Origin of the sequence: Salinivibrio sp. SS3 (assembly GCF_001722105.1) — a bacterium.
GTDB classification, from domain to species: Bacteria; Pseudomonadota; Gammaproteobacteria; order Enterobacterales; family Vibrionaceae; genus Salinivibrio; species Salinivibrio kushneri.
Genome location: NZ_MEBQ01000001.1, coordinates 1 through 19,747, shown reverse-complemented (window position 1 = coordinate 19,747; position 19,747 = coordinate 1). Strand labels below are relative to the sequence as shown.

14 protein-coding genes are annotated in these 19,747 nt (G+C 52.1%); 11 read left to right on the top strand and 3 right to left on the bottom strand.

Annotated elements, in window-relative coordinates:
* Positions 1-370: 370 nt before the first annotated feature.
* A complete protein-coding gene (gene fadI, locus BGL48_RS00070) occupies positions 371-1,681 on the top strand; it encodes an acetyl-CoA C-acyltransferase FadI (RefSeq protein ID WP_069360728.1) in 1,311 nt (436 codons plus the stop codon).
* A complete protein-coding gene (gene fadJ / locus BGL48_RS00065) occupies positions 1,681-3,816 on the top strand; it encodes a fatty acid oxidation complex subunit alpha FadJ (protein WP_069360727.1) in 2,136 nt (711 codons plus the stop codon). The genes fadI and fadJ overlap by 1 nt, the downstream gene beginning before the upstream one ends.
* Positions 3,817-3,876: 60 nt before the next feature.
* On the opposite strand, the gene BGL48_RS00060 is transcribed toward fadJ, so the two are convergent.
* The gene (locus BGL48_RS00060) at positions 3,877-6,654 is read right to left on the bottom strand and encodes an insulinase family protein (protein ID WP_069360748.1); all 2,778 of its coding nucleotides are present in this window, start codon (positions 6,652-6,654) and stop codon (positions 3,877-3,879) included.
* A gap of 142 nt (positions 6,655-6,796) precedes the next feature.
* On the opposite strand from BGL48_RS00060, the gene sixA reads away from it, so the two are divergent.
* Positions 6,797-7,285, top strand: coding sequence for a phosphohistidine phosphatase SixA (gene sixA / locus BGL48_RS00055; RefSeq protein ID WP_069360726.1), 489 nt, complete (start codon positions 6,797-6,799; stop codon positions 7,283-7,285).
* 49 nt (positions 7,286-7,334) lie between these two features.
* On the opposite strand, the gene smrB is transcribed toward sixA, so the two are convergent.
* Positions 7,335-7,865, bottom strand: coding sequence for an endonuclease SmrB (gene smrB, locus BGL48_RS00050; protein WP_069360725.1), 531 nt, complete (start codon positions 7,863-7,865; stop codon positions 7,335-7,337).
* Between the two features lie 121 nt (positions 7,866-7,986).
* On the opposite strand from smrB, the gene prmB reads away from it, so the two are divergent.
* From prmB to BGL48_RS00030, 4 genes are all read left to right on the top strand, one after another.
* A complete protein-coding gene (gene prmB, locus BGL48_RS00045) occupies positions 7,987-8,919 on the top strand; it encodes a 50S ribosomal protein L3 N(5)-glutamine methyltransferase (RefSeq protein WP_069360747.1) in 933 nt (310 codons plus the stop codon).
* A 178-nt stretch (positions 8,920-9,097) separates the two neighbouring features.
* Positions 9,098-10,159, top strand: coding sequence for a chorismate synthase (aroC, locus tag BGL48_RS00040; protein WP_069360724.1), 1,062 nt, complete (start codon positions 9,098-9,100; stop codon positions 10,157-10,159).
* 77 nt (positions 10,160-10,236) lie between these two features.
* Positions 10,237-10,788, top strand: coding sequence for an elongation factor P hydroxylase (locus tag BGL48_RS00035; RefSeq protein WP_069360746.1), 552 nt, complete (start codon positions 10,237-10,239; stop codon positions 10,786-10,788).
* Positions 10,789-10,792: 4 nt separating this feature from the next.
* Complete coding sequence (locus BGL48_RS00030; protein WP_069360723.1) at positions 10,793-11,071, top strand: YfcL family protein; 279 nt, start codon at positions 10,793-10,795, stop codon at positions 11,069-11,071.
* Positions 11,072-11,172: 101 nt separating this feature from the next.
* Here the strand turns inward: BGL48_RS00030 and mnmC are convergent, their stop codons facing one another.
* The gene (gene mnmC, locus BGL48_RS00025; RefSeq protein ID WP_069360722.1) at positions 11,173-13,173 is read right to left on the bottom strand and encodes a bifunctional tRNA (5-methylaminomethyl-2-thiouridine)(34)-methyltransferase MnmD/FAD-dependent 5-carboxymethylaminomethyl-2-thiouridine(34) oxidoreductase MnmC; all 2,001 of its coding nucleotides are present in this window, start codon (positions 13,171-13,173) and stop codon (positions 11,173-11,175) included.
* Between the two features lie 118 nt (positions 13,174-13,291).
* Here mnmC and fabB point away from each other — a divergent pair, with 118 nt between their 5' ends.
* The 4 genes from fabB to BGL48_RS00005 form a co-directional block, all read left to right on the top strand.
* Positions 13,292-14,506, top strand: coding sequence for a beta-ketoacyl-ACP synthase I (fabB, locus tag BGL48_RS00020; RefSeq protein WP_069360721.1), 1,215 nt, complete (start codon positions 13,292-13,294; stop codon positions 14,504-14,506).
* Between the two features lie 255 nt (positions 14,507-14,761).
* On the top strand, positions 14,762-15,916 hold the full coding sequence (locus tag BGL48_RS00015; RefSeq protein ID WP_069360720.1) for a 4-phosphoerythronate dehydrogenase: 1,155 nt from the start codon (positions 14,762-14,764) through the stop codon (positions 15,914-15,916).
* Positions 15,913-16,926 carry an aspartate-semialdehyde dehydrogenase gene (locus BGL48_RS00010; protein ID WP_069360719.1) on the top strand — a complete coding sequence of 338 codons (1,014 nt, stop codon included), beginning with the start codon at positions 15,913-15,915 and terminating at the stop codon, positions 16,924-16,926. The genes BGL48_RS00015 and BGL48_RS00010 overlap by 4 nt, the downstream gene beginning before the upstream one ends.
* Positions 16,927-17,209: 283 nt before the next feature.
* The coding region (locus tag BGL48_RS00005) for a FimV/HubP family polar landmark protein (protein WP_304441057.1) at positions 17,210-19,747 on the top strand (2,538 nt) is incomplete at its 3' end.

The window sequence follows — 19,747 nt, the reverse complement described above, 5'->3', positions numbered from 1 at the left end:
AACACCGCAAGTCGGTAAAGTGACTCCTGTCGTTATCGGCCATGTGTCGACACTCGTGAGGTTGAGTGAACGGCGTTTCCTTTTTGAATGATATGACTTTCTGTTCGGATCTGGGTGCGGGAAAAGCACTGCACACTTCCCAGATTATCGTTTTGCTTTCCAATATTTTGGGGCCTGCGTTCGCGCAAGGCCCCTTTTTTATTTTTCTTTTTGCTTCTTCGTTTGTTTACCATGAACCATTGTGGTGGCACTGGTAGCGGATCTGTGCGCCTGTTGGCAATCTTACCAATCAATTAAAACGGATGTTTTAAGCTGGTAACAATTTGGTTACACTCGTGGTCAGACCTGTAGAACATCCTAAGGAGCAGTGATGACGTCTCAGCAACACCTCAAAACCAGCAATGGTGATCGCATTGCTATTGTGTCTGGGCTACGCACACCCTTTGCCCGCCAATCAACCGCTTATACTGATGTGCCGGCGGTGGACCTCGGCAAAATGGTGGTACAAGAGATGCTCAACCGAAGCAGTATTTCCCCGAAAGAGATTGATCAAGTGGTGTTTGGACAGGTAGTGCAAATGCCTGAAGCGCCAAACATTGCTCGCGAAATCGTGCTGGGTACCGGCATGGATATCCACACCGATGCCTACAGTGTCACACGTGCCTGTGCGACCAGCTTTCAAGCGGTCGCCAATGTGGCAGAGAGCATGGTCGCAGGCAATATCCAGGTGGGGATTGCTGGTGGCGCGGATTCATCATCTGTATTACCCATCGGCGTCAGCAAAAAACTGGCGCGGACATTATTGGATTTAAGCAAAGCGAAAACCATGAGCAAGCGATTAAAGCTGCTCAGTAAGCTTTCAGTGAAAGATCTGGCACCGGTTCCGCCTGCGGTGGCTGAATACTCGACGGGGCTGAGCATGGGGCAAACGGCCGAGCAAATGGCAAAGTCGCACCAGATCCCACGTAAAGAGCAAGATGCGTTGGCGCTGCGCTCCCATCAACTGGCGAGCAAAGCTTGGGATGAAGGCTTGCTCAGTGATGAAGTGATGACTGCCTATCCTGAGCCCTACAAAGCCTGGATTGCACAAGATAATAACCTGCGTCCTGACTCCACGCTAGAAGACTACGCCAAGCTGCGGCCAGCGTTCGACCGCAAGCATGGCTCGGTCACGGCAGCGAATAGCACGCCGCTTACCGACGGCGCGGCTGCGGTATTGATGATGCCAGAAAGTCGCGCGAAAGCATTAGGGCTTGAGGTGCTCGGTTACATTCGCTCGTATGCGTTCTCCGCCATCGGGGTGGAAAAAGACATGCTGATGGGCCCTTCTTATGCCACACCACTTGCGCTTGATCGCGCGGGTATTTCTCTCGCGGATTTAACCTTGATTGATATGCACGAGGCGTTCGCCGCGCAAACCTTGTCTAATGTGAAAATGTTCGCCTCTGATACGTTTGCCCGTGAGCATTTAAACCGTGACCGTGCGATTGGTGACATCGATATGGATAAATTCAACGTGTTAGGGGGGTCAATCGCCTATGGTCACCCCTTTGCCGCGACAGGTGCACGGATGATCACCCAAACCTTACGTGAATTAAAACGTCGTGGCGGCGGTTTAGCATTGAACACAGCCTGTGCAGCAGGTGGCCTAGGCGCAGCAATGATCTTGGAGGCAGAATAATGACCACAGAAACCCAACAAGCCTTTCATTTAACGGTTGCTGATAACCAAATCGCCTGGCTGACCATAGATGTGCCGGGTGAGAGCATGAATACACTGCAGGCAAGCTTTGTCGAGGGCGTTTCCGCGGTATTAGACCAACTCGAAAATGATAAAAACGTCAAAGGGCTAGTGATTCACTCGGGTAAACCCGATAACTTTGTGGCTGGTGCGGATGTGCGCATGCTCGAAGCCTGTGACAGCGCCGAGCAAGCCCGCGATATTGCCGCGCAAGGTCAAGCTCTATTTTCACGCATTGAGACGCTGCCATTTCACGTGGTGGCGGCGATTCATGGCCCTTGCTTAGGTGGTGGGCTTGAACTCGCGCTGGCCTGTCATAGCCGTGTGGCCACCGACTGGGATAAAACTCGCCTTGGTCTGCCAGAAGTACAATTAGGCTTATTGCCAGGGTCGGGCGGTACACAGCGACTCCCTCGCCTTATCGGCGTGCCAGACGCTCTGGATATGATGCTAACCGGCAAACAGTTACGTGCCAAAAAAGCGAAAAAGCTGGGTGTGGTGGATGATTGTGTGCCGGATACCGTTTTGCTCGACGTGGCCGAGCAGCTGGCGCAGAAATCGAAACCAAAACGCCACCGTAGCTGGCAAAGTTGGATGCTGAATGGCAATGCGGTCGGGCGTAATATCGTCTTTGATCAAGCGGGCAAAAAAGCGCGAGCGAAAACCCGTGGTAATTACCCCGCCGCTGATGCCATTTTATCTGTGGTGAAAAAGGGGCTCGATAAAGGCTTGAAAGCCGGATTTGAGGAAGAAGCACGCCAGTTTGGTGAGCTGGTGATGACGTCGGAGTCTAAAGCGCTACGTAGCATCTTCTTCGCCACCACCGCGATGAAAAAAGAAAACGGGGCTGATGCTGAGCCGGGTGATATTAGTCGTATTGGTGTGCTTGGCGGTGGCTTGATGGGCGCCGGGATCGCGCATGTTTCGGTCGCTAAGGCCGGTTACCCGGTACGCGTGAAAGATGTGAGCGAAGATGGCATATTGAATGCGCTACGCTACAGCTACAAATTGCTGGACAAAAAGCGCAAGCGCAAACAGCTTAGCAAAGCCGAGTTGCAAGCCACCATGATGCAGCTATCGGGTGATACACAGGCGACAACCCTCTCTAACTCGGATGTGGTGATCGAAGCGGTATTTGAAGATTTATCGCTTAAACACCGCATGGTCGAGGAGATGGAGTCAATCACAGGTAACGACGCTATTTTTGCTACCAATACCTCGTCATTACCGATTCATCAAATCGCTGAGGGTAGCCAGCGCCCAGAAAACATTGTGGGCTTGCACTATTTTAGCCCGGTAGAAAAAATGCCGCTGGTGGAGGTGATCCCCCATAAAAACACCAGTGATCAGACGATTTCGACTGTGGTTAAGCTGGCGCGTCAGCAAGGTAAAACGCCGATTGTGGTCGGTGATAGCGCAGGCTTTTACGTTAACCGGATCCTTGCCCCTTATATGAATGAGGCCGCGCGTGTGTTGTTGGCAGGCGAAACGATTGAACATATCGATACCGCGCTATTGGACTTTGGTTTCCCTGTTGGGCCAATCACTTTGCTTGATGAGGTGGGCATTGATATTGGCGCTAAGATAGCGCCTATCCTGACGCAAGAGCTGGGTGAGCGTTTTGAAGCGCCGGATGTCTTCGATGTGCTGCTGAATGATGACCGCAAAGGACGTAAAACAGGTAAGGGCTTCTATCGCTACGATGCCAGCAAAAAAGGCAGCAAGGCCAAGCAGGTGGATAAGAAAGTTTATAGCTTGCTGAATATCACCCTAAACGCCCAGTTGTCCGGTCATGAGGTGGCGCAACGTTGTGCGTTAATGATGCTCAATGAAGCGGCTCGTTGCCTCGATGAGGGCGTGATTCGCTCTGCGCGTGACGGTGATATCGGTGCGATTTTTGGTATCGGTTTCCCGCCGTTCTTGGGTGGACCTTTCCGCTATATGGACCATATCGGCATCGATCGTGTGGTCAACTTGCTCAACGAGCATCAAAATCGTTATGGTGAGCGCTTTGCACCCTGTGAGCGTTTAACCGTGATGGCCAAAGAGGGACAGGTGTTTTATCCCGAGGGGTAAGGCAACGCAAGTGGAAGATACGAGGGCAGCCAGTGGCTGCCCTTTCTGTTTGCTGGGCGCTCAGTCTTCACTACGCTGACATAACGCGCGGAAGGCTGCGATGTCCGCAATCGGATAGGTCCCATCTAGGTGCGCGTCTTGTTGATGGTCGGTCCCGCAACTGTGCATCACTAACCTATCTGCGGTTCTCGGTTTGAGTGTGTTGACCACAAACCGCACCATATCCGCGCGGCTGAGTGTCGCCATCGCCTCTGCAACCTGCTCGCGACGTTGGTATTGATAGTCTTTGTTGCCAATACTGATCCAGTAACGTTGAGCGCGGGCGCGCAGGTTATTATCCGGCTCTCTCACTTGCGCTAATAAGCTTTGTTTACTGCTTTGCCAGCGCGCTTCTGTCATTTCCAACAGCACCATGAAAAAGGCATTCAGAAAATCATCAATCGCTGCCATTAACTGGTTAGGACCTGCCATAGGGGACTGGACATAAAAAATCAGTCCAGGGTGGCGGTTTAGCGGTAAGTTATTCGCCCCAACCATATAGCCTAATTGCTGTTTGGTGCGCAATTCGTTGAAAAAAGTCGCCGACATCAGGTGGTTGGCCAAGGTGTAGGTCGCCACAGCTTGAGGGTCGGTCGATGGGCTTTGGTAATACACTAAAAGCGCTGACTCAGCATGCGCAAGAGGGCGCTCAAAACTAACGGTACCGACGCCCTCAAGTAAGGTCAACGGACGCACAGACTCCTGATACGCTTGCCCTTGCACGCGCAAACTGTCCTTGACGGTTTCTGCCAAGGCCTTGGCATGATGGCGGTGCCAATTACCATACACAAACATATCGACATGCAAGGTGGCAAGCATGGCATCGACAAAGTCAGGTAAGTCACTCAGGGTCACCGTCTCTAATGCCGCTAAAAGAGCGTGGTACGGTGGGTTATTAGGCTGAAGTAGCCCGGTCATGCTGTTATATAATTGGCTCAGCGGCTTATTCTTTTCTGCGTTTTCCCAGCTGCGTTGCAGCTGCGCTTTTATGGTCTCGAAGCGCTCAGGGTTGAAACTGCGCTGAGAGAAAGTTTTCAAGATAAGTTCGAGCAATAGCGGCTGTTTGTCATTGAAGCCACTAAGTGTCAGCGTCACCCCACCTTGGTGCGCGTATAAATTGTAATTTATTCCCGCAATTTCAGCCTGATAGGCTTGCTCATTCAGGGCTTCGAGTAACATTTCGACACTTAAGCGGGTCATGACAATGTTTTTCACCGTCGCCACGGCATGTGGGCTATCGATGGCGATATAGATATGGCCTTTGGGCACGCTAAAGTGTGACTCTTGGCCATGCCAGAGGCGAAAGCCAGGCAGCTCTTCAATCAAGCTTGGCTCCTCGCTGGCGTCTTGCTCGATAGCTATTGGGTGCAGGGCATCAGCAATATATGGGTTGGGGTCAGGCAGTGTCAGTGCCGGTGAAATGTAATCCGTTTTCCATTTGGCAATTTGTTGCGCAGAAAACCGTTTCACCGCGTAAGGCGTGTGATACCAATCGGCGCGCTGATCGTAATGTTGCCCTTTGGCAACCAGCATCACGCGAAGGTTATCGACGCTCATATGTTGCAGCATGGCTTGAATCTGGTGGCGATCGAACCCTGTCATCATGTAGTCGCCGTACAGAAGATCGGTTGGCGCATAATGCTGCATGTTCATTACCAAATGACTGACGGTATCAATAGGGCGCTGTGGGTCTTGGTAATGAAATGCCAGCTCTTGGACTTGCCGTTTTTCTTGATAGCGCCAAGGTTGTAAGCCATCGCGCCGAATGAGGGCAATGGTTTGAAAAACATAGGTAATAATATCGTCGAGATGGCTCAGCCCTAATGGCGTCAACGAAAAGCCGAGGGTAAATTCACGAAAATCTCGTCCGCTGATCCCACCACCTGCAGACAAGGTGTTGATATAGCCTTTGTTTTTTAATAGTGACATCAAACTCCCAGGCCCCTCATAACCCAGTAAGTGGGCAATGTAAGACAAAGGCTTAGTGCGGTATTGCTCGGGGCTTTCAGGGACAGAAAACGCCAAGGTGAGCTTACGAACCTCTTTTAAAGGTTCAATCGTCACCCATTGATGCTGCTCATTCTTGGTGGTCAGGGGCGCATTGATGGCAAGTTCAGGATAGTGATGGTTGGCAATGGTGGAAAAATACTGTTTCGCGAAGCGCTCAAGCTCATCCAATGACTGTGGCCCGGTCAATGCCAGTGTCATGAGATTGGCGCTATAGTTAGCTCGGTAAAAGGCGATGAGATCATCACGTACATTGGAATCATCACGATCCGCGAGCGTCTCGACACTGCCAACGGAGAACTTGGCAAACGGATGGTTAGGATTGATGGTTTCTTTGTGAACTTGATAGATACGTCGCACGTCGTCATTGAGCTTCATGCGATACTCGGCGTCGACCGATTGGCGTTCTTTATCTACGGCATCGGCATCAAAACGGGGTGAAATGAAAAAGGCGCTGAAGCGATCTAAGCTTGCCGCGAACTGGCTGGGGCGAATATCGAAAAAGAAGGTGGTGTGCTCGGTGCCTGTCCACGCATTATTGTGGCCACCATGCTGGCTAATAAAGCGCTGAAAGTCACCGATGACGGGGTACTGATCCGTCCCCAAAAAAAGCATATGCTCGAGAAAGTGCGCCAGCCCTTGTCGCTCGACTGGGTCGTGAAAGTGACCGACATTCACCGACAGTGCCGCGGCACTGCGATGCGCATGTGGGTCATTCACCAATAAGACACGTAATGCGTTAGGAAGCGTGATATAACGGTAGTGTTTATGGTCGTTAGGGCTGACGTGCACAAGCATCTCACTATCAGAGTAAATAAGTTAGTAGTAAGTATGACTACCAGTGACCAGAGTCGCAAACCACTTATTTGGTCTTTTGCGGATCATCTTGATAGCATGCAGCCAATCTTGGCATATGAATGTGGGTATTAAGGCGATGAAATTAATCATAATGCGTCATGGCGAAGCGCAAGCATTTGCAGCCAGTGATAGCGACCGAGCGCTCACGGCCAATGGTGAGCAACAGAGCAAACAGATGGCGACGTGGCTGAACCAGCAATTGGATGGGCAAGGAATTGATAAAGTGCTGGTGAGCCCTTACTTACGTGCGCAGCAAACCTGGCAGGTGTGTGCGCCTTTGTTACCCGATGCAAAAGAGGTGATCACAGAAGAAGAGATCACCCCTTTTGGGCAAAGTGATCGTGTCTATGATTACGTGAATGCAATGATAGAGGTTGAGAAACTTGACGTGGTCTTGGTCGTCTCTCATCTGCCTTTAGTCGGATACCTTACCAACGAGTGGGTGCAAGAAGGGCAACCGCCGATGTTTGCCACGTCAGCGATGGCGTTGATTGAGGTCGGTGTCACCAACCAACAGGCGTCGCTGAGTGCGCATATGTCGCCACGACAGCTTTTAAAATCGTAATCGGTAAAAAGTGCTTGACGCGCTTCTGTCTCTTTAGCGACAGGTTGCTTTAGCGCTCGGGCACTTCTATCAGCACCAACAAGGCGCCATCCCCCCCAAACTCCCTTGGCGCTTGGTGAAACGCCATCACATTGGGGTGCTGTGCCAGCCACAGTGGAATTTTGTCTTTGAGTACCCGTTTACCAATCCCGTGCATCACACTGGCGCAACGAGTGCCGTCCTTGACACAGGCCGCGAGCATCGCCCCCAGCTCTCGCTTGGCTTCTGTCTGAGTCATTCCGTGTAAATCGAGATAGATATCGGGCACATACACACCACGACGAAGCCGCTTGACCTCGTATTTAGAGACATCCTGACGGGCGTACTGCATTGGACCCGATTCATTGAGCAGCGGCTCGAACTCATCGGAAAAGTAAAATGCATGATCGCTACTCTGTCGCTCAAACTGACGTTGTTTGCGCGTCTTGGTCGTCTGGCGTTGTGGTGGGTTTATGGTATCCTGCTTCAACTTTTTTGCGCCTTTGACGGCATCACGGAATAGCGCCAAGTCCTCTTCCGTCATCGATGGTTTTTTGCTCATAAAAAACTGTCCCCGAGGTGATGACCTGAATTGTACATTCAGCTAGCTCAAAATGCTGCTTATTGTACTGACCTCGCGTCAAAGGGCGACCCCCAATTGCATGAAGCCGATGGAGGCCAATGTGGATACGATTTTTACTGAAGAGGTGGTCAGCGAGTTACATACGCTGCAAGATATGCTGCGCTGGACCGTCAGTCGTTTCAATGCGGCAGGCTTGTTTTATGGCCACGGCACCGACAACGCGTGGGATGAGGCGGTACAGCTGGTGTTACCGACACTCTACTTGCCGATTGATGTGCCCTCAGAAACGCGCTTTTCGCGTCTGACTACCAGTGAAAAGCATCGTATTGTTGAGCGTGTCATTGCACGTATCAATGATAAAACACCGGTTGCCTATCTGACCAACAAAGCGTATTTCTGTGGCTTAGAGTTTTTTGTCGACGAGCGCGTGCTCGTTCCACGTTCACCGATAGGTGAGCTTATCCAGCAAGAATTCGCTGGCATCTTGCCTCACCCTCCTCGCCGGATTATGGATTTGTGTACGGGCAGTGGCTGTATCGCTATTGCCTGTGCCTATGCGTTCCCAGAGGCAGAGATCGATGCGGTGGATATTTCCACCGATGCGCTGGATGTCGCTGAAATCAATATTCAGGATCATGGCTTGGAAGAGCAAGTGATCCCGATGCGGTCGGATTTGCTTAAAGATGTCCCGCAAGATAAATACGATTTAATCGTAAGCAACCCTCCCTACGTCGATGCGGAAGATATGGACGACTTACCGGACGAGTTTCGCCATGAACCTGAGCTGGGGCTTGCCGCCGGCACGGATGGGTTGAAACTGGTGCGTCGGATGCTTGCCAATGCCCCCGATTATCTGACAGACGATGGCGTGTTGGTGTGTGAGGTTGGTAATTCGATTGTGCACATGCAAGAGCAATACGGTCATTTGCCTTTGCAGTGGATTGAGTTCGAAAACGGCGGTCATGGTGTGTTTATGATCAGTCGCCAAGATCTCGTTGCGTGTGCGGATGAATTTGCCCTTTATCGCGACTAGAGGCTGTACCCGCCGATCATGATATAAAGCCAGCCTCGTGCTGGCTTTTTAGTCTCTAACACTTGCAGTCGCTCCGTTGCTCACCTGGATTTTCTTTGCGTATTTGATTGCTTTATGGTTAATTGCTAACAAAGTACGCAAAAATACAACAATGCCCATCAGGCAAGTAGAGGAAGGCATGGCAGGCAACACGATAGGACAGATATTTCGCGTCACGACCTTTGGAGAAAGCCACGGCGTTGCGTTGGGGGCGATTATTGACGGCTGCCCACCGGGGTTAGCATTGACTGAAGCGGACATGCAGCATGATCTCGATCGCCGTCGTCCTGGGACGTCGAAATACACCACTCAGCGCCGTGAACCGGATGCGGTGAAAATCCTTTCTGGGGTCTTTGAGGGCCAAACCACGGGGACATCGATTGGCTTGATGATCGAAAACACCGATCAGCGCTCCAAAGATTATTCCAAAATCAAAGATGTGTTTCGCCCTGGGCATGCAGACTATACCTATCACCATAAATATGGCATCCGCGATTACCGCGGGGGCGGCCGTTCATCGGCACGAGAGACGGCGATGCGAGTCGCCGCAGGCGCGGTGGCTAAAAAATACCTCGCGCAAGTGCACGGCATTCAAGTGCGTGCTTACTTGGCGCAAATGGGCGAGGTCACCACTGATACCGTCGATTGGGCGCAAGTTGAGCAAAACCCTTTCTTTTGCCCGGATGTGAACAAACTAGAGGAATTGGATGCGCTGATCCGTCAACTGAAAAAAGACGGAGATTCAATCGGTGCCAAGCTCACCGTGGTGGCAGAAAACCTTCCTGTCGGCCTTGGCGAGCCGGTGTTTGATCGCTTAGATGCGGACATTGCCCATGCGTTGATGGGAATTAACGCGGTGAAAGGGGTCGAAATCGGTGATGGGTTTGACGTGGTGAATCAGCGTGGCAGTGAGCATCGTGATGAAATTTACCCTGACGGCTTTGCCTCAAACCATGCCGGTGGCATTCTTGGTGGGATCTCATCAGGCCAGCCACTAGTGGCACATTTAGCGCTCAAACCCACCTCTAGCATTACCGTGCCGGGCAAGAGTATTGATGTTCACGGTGAATCTGCGGATGTGGTGACGCGTGGTCGTCATGACCCGTGTGTAGGGATCCGCGCCGTGCCGATTGCCGAAGCCATGGTGGCGATTGTGCTGATGGACCATTTGCTTCGTCACCGCGGCCAAATGGGCGCATAGCGATATCCCAAACGTTTCATCTTCTTTAACCCCATCTGTCGTTTTGGATAGGTGGGGTGTTGTTATTGTTTAAGATTATGACCCACAATTATCACGACTTGATCCAACTTTTTAACCAAACCTTTCTTGCCTCTTTCAATACTGAGCTGGTGCGTGGCGGGGATGAGCCTATTTACTTACCTGCTGATGCCGATCATCCTCATCATCGTGTGATTTTTGCGCGCGGCTTTTTTGCCTCGGCATTGCACGAAATTGCACATTGGACCATTGCCGGTGAGCAGCGTCGTCAATGGGAAGATTATGGCTATTGGTATCATCCGGATGGCCGTGACGCTGACACGCAAGCCGCCTTTGAGGTCGTCGAAGTGAAACCACAGGCGATTGAATGGATCCTCTCGGCAAGCTGTGGGTTTCGCTTTCAAGTGAGCTGTGACAATTTAAGTGGTGTTGAGCCCGATCGCCACGCGTTTACTGAGAAAGTTCGGCAACAAGTCGTACAGTATGTCTCTGATACCGCGACAAGCACCGCTTTGCCCGTGCGCGCCAAGCAGTTTTCTGATACCTTGCGAGACTTTTATGGTGTTGCGCCGTTGACGCCAGATACCTTTACGTTGCCAAGCCAAGGTTAAAAAGATGAAAGTTCAAGACTATGAAGCACGCATTTTAGCGTTAATCGATGAGATGGTGGAAACCGCCTCAGACGATGAATTGTTTGCCAGTGGCTATTTACGTGGCCACGTTTCTTTAGCGGCAGCGGACTGTGAGTTGGAGGGTGTTGATGAGGTGTCAGCATTGAAAGCGCGCGTCGATGTTAGTCTCAATGACAATGCCAGTGAGCTGTCACCCGGCGACCAACGTCTCGTCGGGGCGCTGTGGGATTTATTGCAACAGCAAGTGGAAAAAGACGCGTAACACTCTGTTTTAAATGGAACACTAAGCGGTATCGCAAACGGTACCGCTTAGCAAAAGAAAGCCATCGCCTCGGTGATGGCTTCTTTGTTGGCCGTGACGCGCTATAGTGTTTTACCTTTTAGCAGCTTACGAACCCACATCCGCCCTGGGTGCAGCGTGTCTAGGACCGACTGAGGTAAAGGTAAAGGCTCGTCACACAGCTGGGCTGCTAGCACTTCTGCCGCCAATGGGGCTGAGGTGAGGCCGCGAGAGCCGAGCCCCAGCAAGCAAAATAACCCGGGATAAACGGGAACGGCGTCCGCTTTTTCTTTGTCTTTTTGCAAGGTTTGGTAGGCAGACACCAAGGCGTCGTAATCACACACGTTGCCCACGAAAGGTAAATGGTCGCGACTGGCACAGCGCACGCCAACGCGTCCGTCTTCCGCCAGAGGCACCGCGTGTGCCCAGTCTGTATCGACACAATCGGTTAAGCGCTGTTGATTTTCAAGCTGATCGGCGGCTTGGAACCCTACGTCCGCATTATTGCGACGGTAGCTGGCCCCTAGACAATGCTCGCCCGCCTGATTAGCCGGGGTTAAATAGCCCTCGAAACACAATACAGTGCTGAGCTTACTGAGTTCGGTATTGGTGGGCACATGGCTGACTTGGCCGCGCACCGGATAAACGGGAATAGGCTGTGTTTGGCTGAAGCTATCTGCTTGGTGGCCGTTGGCGATCACCACATTTGGGTGGTGAACCTCACCCATGCTGGTCTCGAGTGTCCAACCATTGTTCGATTGTGTTAGCGCTCTCACGGGACAATCAAAATGGGCACGTAGCTGTCCGCTGGCAATGGCTTTATCTATTACACCCGCGGTAAACTGTTGTGGGCTTATCCAACCGCCAAGCGGATAAAACACGCCGGCATGCCCGGTTTCTAAGCCGACCTTCTCGCTCACGCCATCGGCGTCTAACGGCGTGACCAATGCCTCAGGGAAGGCGCCATCGGCCATCTTAGCAAGTTTAGCGGCACTCTTGTCGTCGTAACCCAGCTGTGTCACCCCACACCAGTCGTGCTCAAAAGCGATGCCTTGAGCGTTTTGTTGTTGAACAAACTGTCGTGAAAACAAAAAGGCGGGGGCAAAAAACTGACTTAAATTATCGTTATTGCCATTTAAAAGCGGATAAATGGCGCCTTGATGGTTCCCTGATGCGCCAGCAGCCGGGCGCGGATCTTGGCAATACAGCGTGACTTGCTTGCCCCGTTGCAGCAATGCGGTGATCAAGGCGGCACTGGCAATGCCGCCGCCAATAATGGCGATGTCGTCCGCTGTTGAAGCGGGTGTGCGGGCATACCATGGTGAGTAGCTGGCATGGGCTTGGCGAGCAGGCAGTGCACCTGCCAACATGTCTCGCTTGTGGCCAAAACCTTTCACCTTTTTCATTTCAAAACCGGCCTCGATAAGGCCACGACGCACAAAGCCAGCGGCGGTAAAGGTGGCGCAGGTGCATTGCTCGCGTGCAAGTCGTGCCATGCCATTAAACAAATTTTGGTTCCACATCTCTGGGTTTTTGCTTGGGGCAAAGCCGTCTAAATACCAAGCATCCACCACCCCTTCAGGGCCTGTTGGCACTTGTGGTAACCAATCTTTAATATCACCAAACCACAAATCGAGTGTAATCTGACCTTGAGCCAACACGATTCGTTGACAACCGGCTAACGGCACAGGGTAGTCGGCGCGCAGCCGTTCAGCATAGCGTGCCAGCTCTGGCCAAGCTTGATGTGCACGGGCGAGATCCTCTACTGTCAGGGGGTACTTCTCAAAACTGATAAAGTGAAGCTGGGTCACGGGCGCGTTTGGATGGGTTTGACGGAACTGCTCGAAAGCCGCCCAAGTGGCCAGGAAGTTGAGCCCAGTGCCAAAGCCGGTTTCCGCAATCACAAACCGGGATGATGTGGCAGTTTGCCAACGTGCGGGAAGTTGGTTTTGTTCGATGAACACGTAGCGGGTCTCGGCCAAACCGTCGTGATTGGAAAAGTAGACGTCATCAAACTGTTCCGCGACGGGGGTGCCCGTGTCATTCCAGCTGATTTTTGCGTGGTCGATCGAGGGAGTGCTCACAAATGCCTCTTACACAGGAAAGGAAAAAGCAAATTGTACTGGCTCAAAGGAAAGCTGACCACTTATCAGCTTCAAAAACGCTATCATCCACTGCGAAATTAACGTCTAGGAAAGAATCATGAAACGAGCTGTCATTACAGGCATGGGGATTGTTTCCAGTATTGGTAACAACGTCAAAGAAGTGCTGGAGTCGCTCAAAGCGGGGAAATCTGGCATTAACTTTTCTCAGCAGTTTGCAGATATGAAGCTGCGTAGCAATGTTTGGGGGGATCTCAAACTCAACCCAGCCGACCATATTGATCGCAAAAGAATGCGCTTTATGGGTGACGCGGCGGGCTTTGCCTACTTGGCAATGGAGCAAGCCATTGAAGACTCGGGCCTGGCTCCTGAGCAAGTTTCTAACCCACGAACTGGTTTAGTGGCCGGTTCAGGTGGTGCGTCATCGGTGAACCAAGTCACCGCGGTTGATACATTACGCGAAAAAGGCGTGAAGCGTGTTGGCCCTTACATGGTGCCACGGACCATGTCATCGACTGTTTCAGCCTGTTTGGCTACCCCGTTCCAAATTAAAGGGGTGAACTACACCATGAGTTCTGCGTGCGCGACCTCGGCGCATTGTATTGGTCACGCCCTTGAGCTGATTCAGCTGGGCAAACAGGATGTGGTGTTTGCCGGTGGTGGTGAAGAGCTGGATTGGTCACTGACCATGATGTTTGACGCCATGGGGGCCCTTTCAACCAAATACAACGACGACCCGCAGAAGGCCTCTCGTACCTATGACGCGGAACGAGACGGTTTTGTGATCTCTGGTGGTGGCGGCATGCTAGTCGTGGAAGAGCTGGAGCATGCGCTGGCGCGTGGTGCGACCATCTACGGTGAAATTGTCGGTTACGGTGCAACGTCTGACGGCTATGACATGGTGGCGCCGTCGGGTGAAGGCGCGGTGCGCTGTATGAATATGGCGATGCAAGATGTAGAGGGTGAGGTTGATTACATCAACACCCACGGGACCTCAACCCCAGTAGGAGATGTAAAAGAGCTTGGCGCGATTCAGGAAGTGTTTGGCGGCAAGAGCCCAGCGATTTCTGCGACTAAGTCAATGACAGGTCACGCGCTCGGGGCGGCAGGGGTGCACGAAGCCATCTATTCAACCCTGATGCTTGAGCAAGGTTTTGTCGCGCCAAGTATCAACGTGGAGAACTTGGATCCCGCGGCTGAAGGGTTAGATATTGTGACGCAACCGCGAGAGCAAGCACTGACGCGCGTCATGTCCAACAGCTTTGGCTTTGGCGGTACCAACGCCACCTTGGTAATTGAAAAATATCGCGGTTAATACAATCGCCCCTTTTTCCAGGTATGCAGAGAGGCTCTGCCATCAGACACGGACCATTATCGTTGAGAGCCGTTAATGGTCTTTTCAGGTCCTGGATTTACCCGGCTTCGGCCGGGTTTTTTTCTGCCTGAGGCCACCCGGTGAGCGGGTTATCCACTCAGTTCAAGGGTGTTTTCTTACCGTGAGATAGATACAATGATTTTCTTGCATTGAGCATCCGATAAGCGATGCACCGACTCACACAGGACGTTGAACGTGAAAATTGTTGTAGACGAAAACATGCCTTATGCCCAAACCTTGTTTAGTCAATTGGGTGAGGTGGTTGCATTACCCGGGCGCGCAATCCGTGCGACGGATTTGATTGATGCTGACGCATTAATGGTGAGAAGCGTCACGCAAGTGAGCCATGCTCTGATTGACGGTGCAACTCGTCTGCGTTTTGTCGGTTCAGCCACCGCGGGTGAAGATCATCTTGATTTTAACGCCTTGCACGCACAAGGCATCCACGGTACGGCGGCGCCTGGCTGTAACAAGGTTGGGGTGGCGGAATACGTGATTAGCGCCTTGCTGGTGTTAGCGCAACAGCAAGGCTTTAAGTTGACCGACCGAACGGTCGGTATCGTGGGCGTGGGTCATGTGGGGCACTACTTGGCCGAGCGGCTTGCGGCACTTGGGATTAAAACCTTACTTTGCGATCCCCCTCGCCAGGATCGAGAGAACCTTACTGAGATGGTGGACATTGACACTCTGATCGCACAATCGGATGTGGTCACTTTCCATACCCCTTTGACCAAGACCGGTACGCATCCCACTTATCACCTCATGAATCAAGCTCGATTAGATGCGCTCGCGTCAGGCAGCATTTTGATAAACGCCGCTCGGGGGCCAATTGTTGATAACCAGGCACTTAAAGTGCGGTTAGCGCGAGGCGATATTGATGCGGTGTTGGATGTTTATGAACATGAGCCCGAGGTCGACCTTGCCCTGATGGACCAGCTTACGTTTGCTACGCCTCATATTGCAGGCTATGGTCTGGAAGGCAAAGCCCGTGGTACTACCATGGTCTTTAACGCACTGTGTGAACACCTGGGCCTGCCTCATCGTGCCCATGCCAGTGAGCTGCTGCCCACCGCGCCGATTCCACACGTTGCCTTGGCACAGCCGTGGCAACAAAGTGATCTGATGGCACTGACGCAATTGGTCTACGATATTCGCCGAGATGACAGTGATTTTCGTCGGGCCATGCATGCGGCCGCTGATGACAAACTCGCTCAGCGTACAGCCTTTGACCAATTACGGAAAAATTACTGGGATCGACGCGAGTACAGTGCGATCACGGTAGCCGGACAGGCTGATTTCGGGTTACAGTCGCTGGCTAAGCTGGGCTTTAGTATTGAGGAGCATGCATGACACAAGCATTTGACGTTGCCATTTTGGGCGCAACCGGTGCGGTAGGACGCACCATGATCGAGATTTTAGAAGAGCGCGATTTCCCCATTGGCACGCTACACCTCCTCGCCAGTGAGCGGAGTGCAGGTGAAACCATCACCTTTAAAGGTGAGAGCCTGCGTGTGCAAAATGTCGACAAATTTGATTGGACACAGGTTCAGCTTGGCTTGTTCTCGGCGGGCGCACAGGCTTCTGCGCATTGGGCGCCGATTGCAGCGGAAGCGGGCGTCGTCGTTATCGATAACACGTCGCAATTCCGCTATGACTTCGACGTGCCCTTGGTGGTCCCTGAAGTGAACGCAGCCGCGATTGGTGACTTCCGTAATCGTAATATTATTGCTAACCCAAATTGCTCGACGATCCAAATGCTGGTGGCATTAAAACCTATTTACGATGCCGTGGGTATCGAACGTTTAAATGTGTCTACCTACCAATCGGTCTCAGGGTCAGGGAAAGAAGGCGTTGATGAGCTTGCCGGGCAGACGGTTAAATTGCTTAACAGCCAAGATGCGGAGCCTGCGTTATACAGCAAGCAAATTGCCTTTAATTGCTTACCACACATCGACCAGTTTATGGAAAATGGCTACACCAAAGAAGAAATGAAAATGGTGTGGGAAACCCAGAAAATTCTTGCCGATGAGATGATAGGGGTTAACCCTACCTGTGTGCGCGTGCCCGTGTTTTACGGTCATGCTGAAGCCGTGCACCTTGAGTGCCGTCAACCGATTGACGCAACGGAAGCGGTAGCGATCTTGAGTCAGCATGAACACATCGAGGTCTTTGAAGGGGAAGATTACCCCACTCAGGTGAAAGAAGGCACTGGCTCAGATAAGGTGCTGGTGGGGCGTATTCGCAACGATATTAGCCACCCTAATGGGCTCAACCTCTGGGTGGTAGCAGACAATGTGCGTAAAGGGGCCGCGACTAACTCGGTACAAATTGCGGAAGTATTGGTTCGCGATTACCTTTAAGCAATAAGTGTCGCACCCATAAAAGAGCGTGATAGCCCGCCCATCACCACACTAGGTTGATTGATACCCCATCCGTTGATGGGGTATTTTTTTAGGCATTAATTTTGCAAAGGTGGGCGATACGCGACGTGTGACGATGCTATCATCGAGTCAAAACTGAGGCAGAGCGCCCACAGTTTGATCGCGCAACACACTTTTATATCACCAAACTACAGTTTTTAGCATGGCTTCCGATATAGTTAGATATTTAGTGAGGCCATTTTTGCCATAAGGGAGTGCGGGTGTGTCCAACGCACAGCAAAGTGAACAGTCTTCTTCTCAAACTCGATTGACCATAACCTCGCATCGCGTTAAGCGGCATCTTATTGCCGTCGCAGGGGTATTGGCGGTTGCGCTTGTCAGTGTTTCAACGGTGCCGGTCGAAGCGGCAATACGCATTCTTGGTCCGCAAGATGAAATGGCGGCTGAAACCGCTTCGCCCCAACCAACGCCAGCGGTTGCATCGGCACAACAATATGGTCCAACCGGGGCCAATGAAACTTTGTGGTCGATTGCGACTCAAATGCGCCCTAATACGCAAGTGAGTGTGTATCAGACGCTCGGCGCGATTTTTCGTCTGAATACCGACGCATTCACCAACAACAATATTCATAGTTTGCAGCCGGGTAGCACCTTAGTGATGCCGACGCTGGCGCAAATTGAGCAAGAAAGCACCCAAGATGTGATCAATCGGCTTGAAATTGATGAAGCGCGTAAGCAAGCCCAAAATACCACGCCACTCAGCGAACAGGTTGAGCAACCGAGTCCGCAACCGTCGCCAGCGCCTTCAACGAACACCCAGCCGGAACAATCGCAACCTGAGCAAACAAGCCAAGACACTTCCCAATCCAGTGAAGAGACTCAGCAAGCCAGTGCGCCTGAGCCTCAAGTGGTACAGAATTTACAGTCTCAGCTGCAAGCGTCAGACCAAGAAATGACGCGTTTGGTTGAGAGCAATCATGTGCTCAAGGTTCGTTTGTCTGAGGTTCAGCACGAGCTGAGCGCCCTAAAAGAGCAGATGAGCGGTGATGCTGAACTCAATAAAGAGATCCGGGCATTTTTAGAAAAGCAGCGTCAGCAACAGGTGGCTGAGGACACTCAACCCCCCTCAGCGGTTGAATCTTTACTTGATAGCCCATTATTGCTTGCTATGTTGGCCATCATCCCGGGGGCCTTGATTGCAGGGGCGATATTCTTCTTCCTCGCGCGTCGTAGAAAGCAAGAAGAAGACACGGAAGAGCCCGCGGCACTGGATCATGATGATATGGACGATATGCCTGTGGTCATGGTGCCCGATCCGGATGACGATGAAGACGATGTTGACGATCCGCAAGATGACGATGAGTTAGAGATCACCGATGATGAGACGGCGAGTGAGGATATCGCGTTTGGCGATGATACCGACCTGGACGATCTGGATCTGGATGACGAACTCGATGATATGGCTGGCAATGAATCGAGTGTCGCGCCTACCAGCGATGATGCTATCGGTCTTGAAGACATGGAGCGCGCGCTGGATGAGCTGGCCGATACGCCGCCGGCTGATAAGGATAGCGCTGCCGATGACACATCATCCCACGAGGGGGACGAATCGGAAACGGGCGACACAGAGCAACCTGAAGAGGAAATGAGTGCTGATGAAGCGCTTGCCGCCGAGTGGGCTAAAGCGCTCGAGGAAGGCAATGACAGTGATGTCGACGATATCGATGCCTTATTAGCAGGTGAAGCCGATGGAGACGCCGCTGAAGACCCAGCGGAAGAGCCTGAGAGCGGAAGCGCCGAGACGAAAGCGCAAACGTCAGAAGAGCGCGACGACAATGACGAGCAAGCGCCAAATGACGCGCTATTTGACTCGGTGCTCGACGATGAACCTGAGCTGGATTTAAGCCAAGACATTGACTTATCTGATGATGACAACGATGACAACGTTTCTCTTGATAACACAACCGAGTTGCTTGATGAACTTGTCGGTGATGAAGAGGACGAAGATAGCTGGCTCAATGAAGGGGATGATACCGAGGGCGAATTCGATGAAAGTAGTGACGCCTTACTGGATGAAGTCTTAGACAAAGATGATGACCCTCATTTAGAAGATTCTGACGCTTTACTCGAAGAAGTGTTGGGGGATGACGATGAACCCGACCCACTCGCTGAGGATGATGATCCAGCATTGTGGGGAGAAGAAGATGACAATGATCCGAACGAAGCGGAGTTAGAGCAACTTCTTTACGCGTCGGATACGCAAACAGAAGAAACACCTGACACTGATCCAGGATCAGAGACAGGTGCTGAGCAAGACAGCGACGCTGACGCACCAGCGGACACCCCCGCCGCAGCAGAGTCTAGCGAGGCCGATGAAGAACCCGCAGCTGACGATGACGCGGAAGACGAACCCCAAGCAGCGTTAAACGAAGACAATGCACCGGCGGACGAATCGGCTGAGCCAGAGGCTACGAGCGGTGCAGATGAAGCACCCGCAGCTGACGCTGACGCGGAAGACGAGCCGCAAGCAACGTTAAGTGAAGACGATGCAGAGGCGGACGAATCTGCTGAGTCAGAAGCCACTAGCGAGGCCGATGACGCACCCGCAGCTGATGATGACGCGGAAGACGAGCCGCAAGCAGCGTTAAACGAAGACAATGCACAGTCGGAAGAACCGGTTGAGCCAGAAGCCAAGCGCGGGGCAGATGAAGACACCGCCGCCAACAACAACGCCACACACGACACGACCGCAGGACACAGAGACGACAACACCAAACCACAACCAACACCAGACGAACAC